The 330-nt window shown below is 38.5% G+C and carries 1 protein-coding gene; it reads right to left on the bottom strand.

What is annotated here, in order from left to right:
• Positions 1-252, bottom strand: a 252-nt coding sequence (locus RM545_RS17550) for an EamA family transporter (protein ID WP_432264602.1), incomplete at its 3' end; no start/stop codon positions are given.
• Positions 253-330: the final 78 nt, after the last annotated feature.

Raw genomic sequence — 330 nt, forward strand, 5'->3', positions numbered from 1 at the left:
TAAAATTCCGTAAACCGGCTGTGCGCTGCTGATAATACTTGCCGTGGTTACCGAAAAATTCCTAAAACTCATAAGTAGCAACGTGTGGCCAAAACAGGTTGTCACAATTGCCAAAACCAGGATTGGGGCTAATTGCGAAGGCACTGCAGAAAGATCGAATAAAAATAGTACGGGCGATAGCATTATGGTTATAATAATCATTTGATACATCATCAAAACCGATCCGTTATATTTTTCTACTTCTTGTTTCATTAAAAGGTTTCTTAGTGAATAGAAAAAAGCTGAAATCACCCCAAAAGCAACGGCGAGCGTCTGATCATTTTCAAAACT

It is taken from the genome of Autumnicola lenta (assembly GCF_031846515.1).
Classification (GTDB): domain Bacteria; phylum Bacteroidota; class Bacteroidia; order Flavobacteriales; family Flavobacteriaceae; genus Autumnicola; species Autumnicola lenta.